Source organism: Succinivibrio sp. (assembly GCF_045124615.1).
Lineage (GTDB): Bacteria > Pseudomonadota > Gammaproteobacteria > Enterobacterales > Succinivibrionaceae > Succinivibrio > Succinivibrio faecicola.
Map to the genome: position 1 here is coordinate 1 of NZ_JBGVMC010000160.1, position 9880 is coordinate 9880.

Here is a 9880-nt window from a genome sequence, read left to right on the forward strand (position 1 = left end):
TCAGTGCACAAGGACCTGGAAGTGGAACAACTTTCACATCAGCCTTTGCACAATGAGTAACAACCTTATATCCAGGATCATTTATTAGTGGAGATCCTGCATCTGAGATAAGCGCAACAATACCACCGTTTTTCACCTCACTGATGATAATTTGAGCCTTCTCTTCCTCATTATGATCATGACAGCTGATCATTTTCTTTGAACTTATGCCAAGCTTGTCTAAGAGAATCTTTGAATGTCTTGTGTCTTCTGCTGCAATTAAGGTTGCGTTCTTTAGAACATCGATTGCTCTTAAGGTTATATCATCAAGATTTCCAATAGGAGTTGGAACAATATAAAGTGCACTTTCCATAACTGATTCCGTAATTGATCTTACTGATACGATCATACTTTTTTATGAGGATTTTGCAAATGTAGTTTTTTTTTGCAAAGACAGTTTGTTTTAAACAGGTACAAAAAAAATGGAAACAAAAATTATGAATTTTTGGTCAAGTCACGTTTTTGTAAATATCTTCCTAATTCTTAGCTAATTATACTTGTGTAAGGAAAATTTCTTTTAATTTTAAGAAATTAGCTTAAAAAATTATATAAAAATGAGATCTTTATCTAGTATATTCTTAGCAATAACTTATTGAAATATAATATTTTTTCTTTTTAAATCCGTCTATTAAAACTTGAATTTTGCCTGTCTTATCTGTAAACTTATGGGAAAAAGTGGTAAAAGGTGGCATATAGTGCAACTTAAGGTTGGCCTTATATGGATGACGGTGTATTTTTTTGCGGAACAACAGAAATATCTTTAGATTCTAAAGGTAGACTTGCTGTGCCTGCAAGATACAGAAAATGCATTCAGGAAAATAATGAAGGTCAGCTGGTTGTCACCAGATCCCTTTTTGACAGATGTCTATGGCTCTACAGAAAAGAACAGTTTGATGAGGTTACAGAATCCTTAGGCTCCTTACCAGTTCTAAGTGATCCAATATGCAGAACAATACAGCGAGTAATATTAGGCTCAGCAGTGTATCTGCAACTTGATTCTCAAGGCAGAATTCTGCTACCTCAAGAATTGAGAGCACTTTGTGGCATTGAAAAGAAAGTATTTTTAATTGGTTTGAACAATAAGTTCGAAATCAGGTCTGAAGAGAACTTTAAAGCATGTATTGCTGAGGATGAGAACAAGCTTAAAGCTGAACTTTCATCTCTTGAGTCTCACAGCGTATTATCCGATCTCAGGTTGTAACGATGGCATTTTCACATATTCCGGTTTTATTAAATGAAGTCCTTGAAAACATGAGAATCAAGGCTGATGGAATATATGTGGATGCAACATTCGGAAGAGGTGGACATTCAAAAGAAATACTAAAAAGATTAAATGAAAATGGAAGACTGTATGCCCTTGATCGTGATTTAACAGCAATAGAGGCTGCAGGAAATATAAAGGATGAACGTTTTTGTATCACCCACAGTCCGTTTTCTAGAATTAAAGAGGTATGTGAAGACCTTGGTATAGCAGGAAAAGTTGACGGTATTCTTATGGATATCGGTGTGTCATCACCTCAGATTGATGATCCTTCAAGAGGTTTCTCTTTTGAGAAGGATGGTCCACTTGATATGCGTATGGACACAACAGCAAAACTTGATGCTAAAACCATTGTAAACACCTATTCAAAGCAGGATCTCTCCTATATTTTTAAAGTATACGGAGAGGAAAATTTTGCATCTAAGGTAGCCTCTGCAATTGTCCGCGAACGAGACAGAAAACCGTTCGAAACAACTCTTGAGTTATCAGAGTTTATAAAAAAGGTGATTGGAGGAAAACCAACACCAAAACATAAAGCAACCCGTTGCTTTCAGGCTCTTCGCATAGCAGTGAATGCAGAGCTTGATGAATTAAAAACTGCATTAGAAAACAGCATTGATGTTCTAAATGATGAAGGCAGGTTATGTGTGATTTCCTTCCATTCATTAGAGGACAGAATTGTAAAAACTTTTATAAAAGATAAGTCTCAGGGTCAGAAGGTTCCAAACGGATTACCTCTGACTTTTGAAGAAACAGAAAAAATGAGACTAGCTACAGCAAAAGTGGAGCCAGTAGGAGGTGCCATTAAGGCAACTTCAGAGGAAATATCAGCCAATGTCCGATCACGCAGTGCAACCTTGCGTGTCTGTCAGAGGCTTAAGAGGCTTCAATAAATATGCAAAATTCAACTGCACTTAGAATAAACAATACTCAACCTAATGCAGGTAAAGATAATGATGGTCAGTCTCAAAGACCACAATTTGGTCGTAGGGCTAATCCAGACATTAAACCTGTTGTTCCTCAGGTAAATACCCCTGAGGTTGAAACACGTGTCGATGTTGAACAGATTATTCATGTAAGTGCACCTTCATTGTCATTCAATTCAGACAATGAAGTATCTTTGATTAGCTACGCATCTTTTCAGACAGAAAAGCAGATTAATTCACCTAAGCTTTTAAAGGAAGTATTAAAGGATTTTTCTAGAAACTTTGTAGCTTACGCTTTAATTATTGCTGTATCAGCTGTTTCAGTAATAAAAGTACATCAGGTTCAAAGAACTCGTGATCTTACAATTCAATATAATGAGGTCAAGCGTTATAATGATACTCTGATGAGAGAGCAGCTGAATCTTCTTGCAACAAGAGAAAACTATACAGAGTATTCAATCATCAGAAACAGAGCAATAAACAAGCTTGGTATGGTTGCAGTGAAGACAGAAGACGAAACAGTAATAGATTTAAGATAGCATGTCACTTATAGAGACCAAATCTGGAAAACTACAGTTAGGTACATTCAGAAAAACAATAATATGGGGCGTTATAGCGTCCCTATTTGCGTATTTAATAGGCCATCTTTTCTACATGCAGGTTTACGCACCTGATCGTCTTATCCAGGAAGGCAATAACAGAGTAGTACGTCATTACTCCTATGAACCACCTCGCGGATATATCGTTGATAGAAACGGAAAAATTCTTGCACTATCAATTCCTGTAAAGGAAGTGAATGCCGATCCGAAAAAACTTCATGAATCAGGAGTTTATCAGGATAAGGGAGCGATGAATCAGCTTGCATCCTTACTTGATATTGATGTTAACGTTCTTTACAAGAAAACGCAAAATCCCAAAAAGCGTTTTGTAAATTTAAAGCACTATCTTGAATTTGATAAAGCATCATCAGTCAAAGCCATATGCCCAGAAGGTCTCATTCTAGTTGATACCTATAAACGATACTATCCAACCGGTAAAGTAAATGCACCACTAGTCGGAATTTTAAACGGTGAGGGTACTGGTATTTATGGTGTTGAGCAGAGCTTTAATGCCTATCTGTCATCTCATGCTCAGTTAGATAAGGCAAATAAGGACAGATACAATCATATCGTAGAAAATCTTGGTACCGTTCAGAAAGGTAATCAGGGTGGCAATCTTATTTTAAGTGTGGATCAAAGACTTCAGGATCTTGCATACCAGAAACTTGAAGAAGCTGTTAAAAGCAATGATGCTGACAGTGGATGTGCAGTTTTGGTTGATGTAAAAACAGGTGAAGTTCTGGCTATGGTTACATCTCCTTCCTTTGATCCGAATGACAGAACACATTTTGATAGCAATAATGCAAAAAACAGAACCATTACAGATACGTTTGAGCCAGGTTCAACTCTAAAACCAATAGTTGCACTAGCAGCTCTTGAAGCTAAGGCTACAAGCTGGAATGAGGTTTTTGATACAAGACCGTTTATTGTAGATGGTAAGACAGTACGTGACTCACATGCAATGCAGAGCGGAACTTTAAAGGATATCATTCAGTATTCATCAAATACAGGTATGGCAAGACTGTCTATGAGAATAGGTCCTCATAAAGTGCTTAAGATGGTGGAGAATTTCGGTTTTGGCCATAAGTCAGGAACATATCTTGTAGGTGAGAGTGCAGGAAGACTTAATGCGAACAGAGCGTTTTGGTCAAAAATTGATGAGGCTACCTTAGGTTTTGGTTACGGCATTTCTGTTACGACAGCTCAGTTAGCTTCAGCATATGCAACATTAGCCTCTGGCGGTTACAGAAGACCAATCTCTGTATTAAAAACGTTGAAGCCTCAAGAAGGTTCTCAGATAGTAAATCACCGTCAGATAAAATATATGATGAATGCCTTGGAGACTGTAGTTTCAGAAGGTACAGGTGGAAAGGCAGCTATTGAAAGATACAGGGTTGCAGGAAAAACAGGTACAGCAAAGATTGCAAAATCTGGAGGATACTCTAATGAGTATGTTTCAACGTTCGCAGGTTTTGCTCCAATCTCCGATCCAAGATTTGCTCTTGTTGTAGTTATTTCTGCACCAAAGGCAGGTCAGTTCTACGGTGGTGTGGTTTCAGGCCCGGTATTCAGAGATGTGATGTCACATGCTCTTCAGATTTATAATATAAAACCTGACAGACAGATAGAAAATTCTCAGCAGTAGGAAAATATGAAAAAATTAGCTGATTTATATAAGTTTTTTGGCAAGACTCCAGAAAATGAGGATGTTTCTCTTGAATTGAATAATCTTGAGATGGATTCAAGACAGATAAAAAAGAATGATGTCTTTGTAGCAGTAAAGGGAACTAAGGTAAATGCCCTTTCTTTTGCAAAAAAAGCTCAGGATTTAGGTGCGGCTGCTATAGTTATTGAGTATACAACAAAGGTTCCAACATCATATTTAAAGGATGTAACCATTCCTCTTTTCATAGTTCCAAAAAAGAGTTCTCTTGGTGATTTTGCCTCATGGTTTTATGATGATCCTTCAGACAAGCTTGGCCTTATCGGTGTAACAGGAACAAATGGAAAATCCACCATCACCACGCTGATTTCGCAGTGGATTGAACTTGCAAATTATGGAAAGTGCGCTGTATTTGGAACATTAGGTTATGGTTTTTTACCAAATCTAAAAAAGAGCGCGAACACAACAATTGATTCTGTAAGACTTCAGCGAGCATTAAGGGATGTTGTAAATGAGCATGCAAGATTTGCAGCTCTTGAGGTATCTTCAATCGGTGTATGCGAAGGTCGTGTTGACTCAGTTCATTTTGTAGCAGGTGCATTTACAAATCTTACAAGAGATCATCTTGATTATCATAAGACCATGGAAAATTATGCAAAGGCAAAAGAAGATTTTCTGAAAATGGTTCCAAAACAGAATGTGATAATCAACATTGATAATGAACAGGGCAGAGCATATTCTCAGAATTTTCCTGGTTTTATAGCATATTCTTGCAGTTCAGATTTCAACACCTATTCAGAGCTTCTAGAATGCTCACGATATGTGTGGATAAGAAACATCATCTACAAACCACATTCAATTCATTTGGAAATTGAGTCATCATTTGGCTCTGGCGAATGTGAAATAGGTCTTCTAGGTCATTTTAATGTTGAGAATTTTGCCTGCGCTTTGGCAACTCTTTTATCATTGGGATTTGATTTTGACAGACTGCTGCAGTCAGCGTCAGATTTAAAACCAATTAAGGGCAGAATGGAGTGCTTTAGTGCACCTAACAAGCCTCATATTATTGTTGATTATGCACATACACCAGATGGTGTCGAACAGGTATTAAGGGGCGTTAAGCAGCATTTCCTAAATGGTCTTGTCTATGTGGTTTTAGGTTGCGGTGGTGACAGAGATAAAGGTAAACGCCCTATCATGGCTATCAAGGCATCTATCTTTGCTGACAGAGCTGTATTTACATCAGATAACCCAAGAACAGAAGATCCAAAGGCAATATTAGATGATATGGCATTAGGTGTTGCTCAGGCTGATAATGTTGTAATGATCGAAGACAGAGAAAAGGCAATTGAATATGCCTTTAGCAAGGCAACAGAGAATGACTGTATTGTGATTGCCGGAAAAGGTCATGAGGATTATCAGATTTTTAAGGATAAAACCATTCACTTTTCTGATAGGGAAATAGCCTGCAGATTATTAGGAGTCAAGTGTGATTAGTTTTTCATTATCAGAACTGTGTATTTTTGCTAACTACAAACTTAGTGGCGAAGATAAGCAAATCAATAAAGTAAGTACAGATTCTCGCGACTGTAAGGATGCACTGTTTGTTGCTCTTGTAGGCGAGCGCTTTGATGGACATGATTTTATTGCAAAGGCCATAGAAAATGGAGCAGTTGCAGTTTTATGTTCAAAGGTTGTAAATAATTTACCAAACGGTACTAGTGCTGTTCTTTGTGATGATACACAAAAGGCACTAGGTTACTGTTCTTATCTTGTAAGACGTAAATTTAAAGGTACCATTGCATCACTTACAGGTTCATGCGGTAAAACCACAGTAAAGGAATTTACCAATTCAATTCTGTCAGAAAATGGCAACAGCATGTGCACTTTTGGTAATTTCAACAATGATATTGGTGTGCCATTAACTCTTTTAAGACTTGATAATACCTATGATTTTGCTGTTGTAGAGCAGGGTGCATCTCATCTTTATGACATTGCTCATACTTGTGAGTTTTTAAAAGCTGATACAGCCCTTATCAATAATGTAGGTTCTGCTCACATTGAAGGTTTTGGATCTCAAGACGGTGTATATCATGGCAAGTCAGAAATTCTTGATGATGTTTTATCAAGAGGTAAAAAAGCTGTAGTACCATCAGATTCACCTTATGCTGACAGATGGCGTTCAGACTTTGCTGCAGCTTTCAGATCTGGAAATCTTCTGACCTTTGGAACAAATGACAATGATTTTGTGAAGGTAAGTTCCATCAAGCAAAATGAAGATTCATTGAGTTTTGATATTACAACACAAGAGAGCTCATTTAGCACAACAATGAATGTTATAGGCCTTCACAATGCCTATAATGCAGCTGCAGCCTGTGCGCTTTCACTTATTTCCGGTGCTAAGAATAGCACTTTAAAAACAGGTCTTGAAAAAGCATCATCTCTTAAAGGCAGACTTACTGTTACGAATCATGCAAATATGACAGTAATTGATGATGCCTATAATGCAAGCTATAACGCAGTAATTGCTGGTATTGATACTTTAAGTGCCTATAAGGGACATAGAGTATTGGTTTTTGGAGATATGGGCGAGCTAGGTGACAGCGCTGTAAGCTTGCATGAAAAGGTAGGCGAGCATGCTTTGACAAAGGTGGATGAAATTCTGTGTGTAGGAGAACTTTCAAAAAGCACCTGTTCTATTGCAAAACAGATATCAAAACATTTTAAAAACCGAGAAGATCTCGTAAAATATGCACTCACTCTAATAGGCAGATATGAGCATGTAACATTCCTTGTAAAAGGCTCTCATAGTATGCATATGGATGAAATCGTAGAGAGAATAAATAAATCAGGAGAGAGAACATGCTAGTTCTTTTGTCACAGTACCTTGATGAGTATGTCCCATCATTCAGAGTTTTTGACTATTTAACTTTCAGAGCTGTAATGTCACTGTTTACAGCTTTAATAATTTCATTATGCTTTGGACCATATCTGATTAAAAAGCTACAGCTTTTGCATTTTGGTCAGGTTGTAAGAGATGACGGACCACAGTCACATCTTTCAAAGAACGGTACTCCAACAATGGGTGGTGTTCTTATCGTAGGTTCAATTGCAGTTTCAATGCTCCTGTGGTGCCATCTTGATAATACATATGTATGGTATATTCTTGCTACACTTATAGGCTATGCTGCAATTGGTTTTTCAGATGATTATCTGAAAGTTGTTCGCCACGATCCACATGGACTTAGAGCAAAGTACAAGTACTTTTGGCAGTCAGCTATTGCAATTATTCTTGCATGCTGTATTTACGGTGGTGCAAAGAGTTCTGCTGAAACCACTTTCGTAATACCTTTCTTTAAGGATTTTATGCCGGATTTAGGCTTTATCCTTATTCCTCTTGCCTATTTTGTGCTTACCGGTTCATCAAATGCAGTTAATCTGACAGACGGCCTTGACGGTCTTGCAATTATTACAACAATTACAGTTGCAACCGGACTTGGCATTGTTGCATGGGCAACATCTAATGCAAACTTTGCAAGTTATCTTTACATTCCTTATGTACCAAATGCAACTGAAGTTGCAATTGCATGTACTGCAATTGTAGGTGCCGGTTTAGGCTTCCTTTGGTACAACTCATATCCAGCTCAGGTATTCATGGGCGATGTAGGTTCATTATCATTAGGTGCTGTTTTAGGTATGATTGCAGTTCTTATCCGTCAGGAAATTCTGCTTTTCATTATGGGCGGTATCTTTGTTTTAGAAACAATTTCTGTAATGCTTCAGGTGGGTTCATACAAGATGAGAGGCAAGCGCATTTTCAGAATGGCTCCTATTCATCACCACTTTGAAAAGGGTGGCTGGCCAGAGCCAAGAGTGATGGCAAGATTCTGGATCATCACAATCGTACTTGTTTTATTAGGCCTTGTAACTCTCAAACTCAGATAATAAAAAATGAAGGCTATCATGGACACATCATTAAATCAGAAAAAAGTTGCTGTTGTTGGACTTGGAATGTCCAACATTTCTGTTATCAGATATCTGATAAAGCATGATCTCAAAAAATTTACAGCTTTTGATACAAGACAGAATCCTCCACATATTTCAGATCTGCCTGTAGGTATCGATCTGCATTTAGGGCCTCTAGATAAAGAAGTTCTAGCAACTTATGACATGGTTGTAATCGGACCTGGTATAAGTATCTATCAAGAAGAAATTGCTTATGCAAAGAGCTGTGGTGTCGAAATTGTTGGTGATATTGAACTGTTTGCAAGAGTTGCTAAGGCTCCAATTGTTGGTATCACTGGTTCAAACGGTAAATCAACAGTTACATCTCTTGTTGCTTATATGGCAAATGTGGCTAACATCAAGGTTGGTCTTGGTGGAAATATTGGTATTCCTGTTTTTGATATTCTCTCTGACGATATCGAACTTTATGTTCTTGAACTTTCAAGTTTCGAGCTAGAAACATGCGTATCTTTAAAGCTTAAGGCTGCAACCATCCTTAACGTATCAGAGGATCATCTTGATCGTTATCATGGCTCAATTGAAGAGTATGCAATGGCAAAGCAGGTTGCATATCACAATGCGCAGAATATCATCATCAATAGACAGGATGAAAGAACAAAACCAACTTTGAAAGGCGATTACAAGATCAGAACCTTTGGTTCTGACTATAAAGAGTATGGTCTTGAAAAAACTATTTTTGCAACATATCTGACTGTTGATTCAAAGCGAATCTTAAATGTTAATGAACTTAAGATTTATGGTGAGCACAATTACCTGAATGCACTTGCTTGTATGGCTTTAGCTGACAGTGTAGGCATTGACAGAAAAGCTCAGGTAGAAGCTTTAAGAACATTCACAGGTCTTCCTCACAGATGCCAGCTTGTAAAAGTTTTAAATGACGTAAGCTACTACAATGATTCAAAAGCTACAAATGTTGCATCAACAGAGGCTGCTATTGCAGGTCTTCGTGATCTTCATAAGAATGGAATAATTCTGTTAGCAGGCGGTCTTGGCAAAGGTCAGGATTTTACTCCTTTAAAGAAATATCTTGGTAAAGAGGTATGTAAGGTATTCTGTTTTGGAAAAGACAAACAGCAGATCCTTGATTTAAGTTCAGAGTACTGCATCAATGTTGAAACAATGCAGGAGGCTCTGGAGAGAAGCAAGGAGATTGCAAAATCTGGTCAGGCTGTTCTCCTATCACCTGCCTGTGCTTCTTTTGATCAGTTCAAAGGATTTGAACACAGAGGACAGGTTTTTGTTGAACTAGTTTCATCACTAGAGTCTTAAGAGGATCCTTTATGTCAGTAAAGAGCAGATCAAGTTTTGACAGAGTTATCCTAGTTGGTGCTCTTATTCTGATCTGTGTTGGCATTATTGCAATAAG

The 9880-nt window shown here is 37.7% G+C and carries 9 protein-coding genes; 8 read left to right on the plus strand and 1 reads right to left on the minus strand.

What is annotated here, in order from left to right:
• Nucleotides 1-352 (minus strand): SAM-dependent methyltransferase (locus ACJML3_RS04310; protein WP_406020915.1); only part of this gene is annotated, 352 nt, incomplete at its 3' end.
• Nucleotides 353-757: 405 nt separating this feature from the next.
• Between ACJML3_RS04310 and mraZ the strand changes: the two genes are divergently transcribed.
• Genes mraZ through murD form a run of 8 tightly spaced genes read left to right on the plus strand, consistent with a single transcriptional unit; the run spans nt 758 to nt 9783 of the window.
• Complete coding sequence (gene mraZ, locus ACJML3_RS04315; RefSeq protein ID WP_288135976.1) at nt 758-1240, plus strand: division/cell wall cluster transcriptional repressor MraZ; 483 nt, start codon at nt 758-760, stop codon at nt 1238-1240.
• Between the two features lie 2 nt (nt 1241-1242).
• A complete protein-coding gene (rsmH, locus tag ACJML3_RS04320; RefSeq protein WP_219937329.1) occupies nt 1243-2193 on the plus strand; it encodes a 16S rRNA (cytosine(1402)-N(4))-methyltransferase RsmH in 951 nt (316 codons plus the stop codon).
• A 2-nt stretch (nt 2194-2195) separates the two neighbouring features.
• Nucleotides 2196-2765, plus strand: a complete 570-nt coding sequence (locus ACJML3_RS04325; protein WP_406020918.1) for a cell division protein FtsL — start codon at nt 2196-2198, stop codon at nt 2763-2765.
• 1 nt (nt 2766) lies between these two features.
• Nucleotides 2767-4470, plus strand: coding sequence for a peptidoglycan D,D-transpeptidase FtsI family protein (locus tag ACJML3_RS04330; protein WP_406020920.1), 1704 nt, complete (start codon nt 2767-2769; stop codon nt 4468-4470).
• 6 nt (nt 4471-4476) lie between these two features.
• Complete coding sequence (locus ACJML3_RS04335; RefSeq protein WP_406020922.1) at nt 4477-5985, plus strand: UDP-N-acetylmuramoyl-L-alanyl-D-glutamate--2,6-diaminopimelate ligase; 1509 nt, start codon at nt 4477-4479, stop codon at nt 5983-5985.
• Entirely contained in the window at nt 5978-7357 is a 1380-nt protein-coding gene (gene murF / locus ACJML3_RS04340; RefSeq protein WP_406020924.1) for a UDP-N-acetylmuramoyl-tripeptide--D-alanyl-D-alanine ligase, read from the plus strand. Before ACJML3_RS04335 ends, murF begins: the two co-directional genes overlap by 8 nt.
• The gene (gene mraY / locus ACJML3_RS04345; protein WP_406020926.1) at nt 7351-8433 is read left to right on the plus strand and encodes a phospho-N-acetylmuramoyl-pentapeptide-transferase; all 1083 of its coding nucleotides are present in this window, start codon (nt 7351-7353) and stop codon (nt 8431-8433) included. Before murF ends, mraY begins: the two co-directional genes overlap by 7 nt.
• An 18-nt stretch (nt 8434-8451) precedes the next feature.
• Nucleotides 8452-9783 carry a UDP-N-acetylmuramoyl-L-alanine--D-glutamate ligase gene (gene murD, locus ACJML3_RS04350; protein WP_406020928.1) on the plus strand — a complete coding sequence of 444 codons (1332 nt, stop codon included), beginning with the start codon at nt 8452-8454 and terminating at the stop codon, nt 9781-9783.
• Nucleotides 9784-9880: the final 97 nt, after the last annotated feature.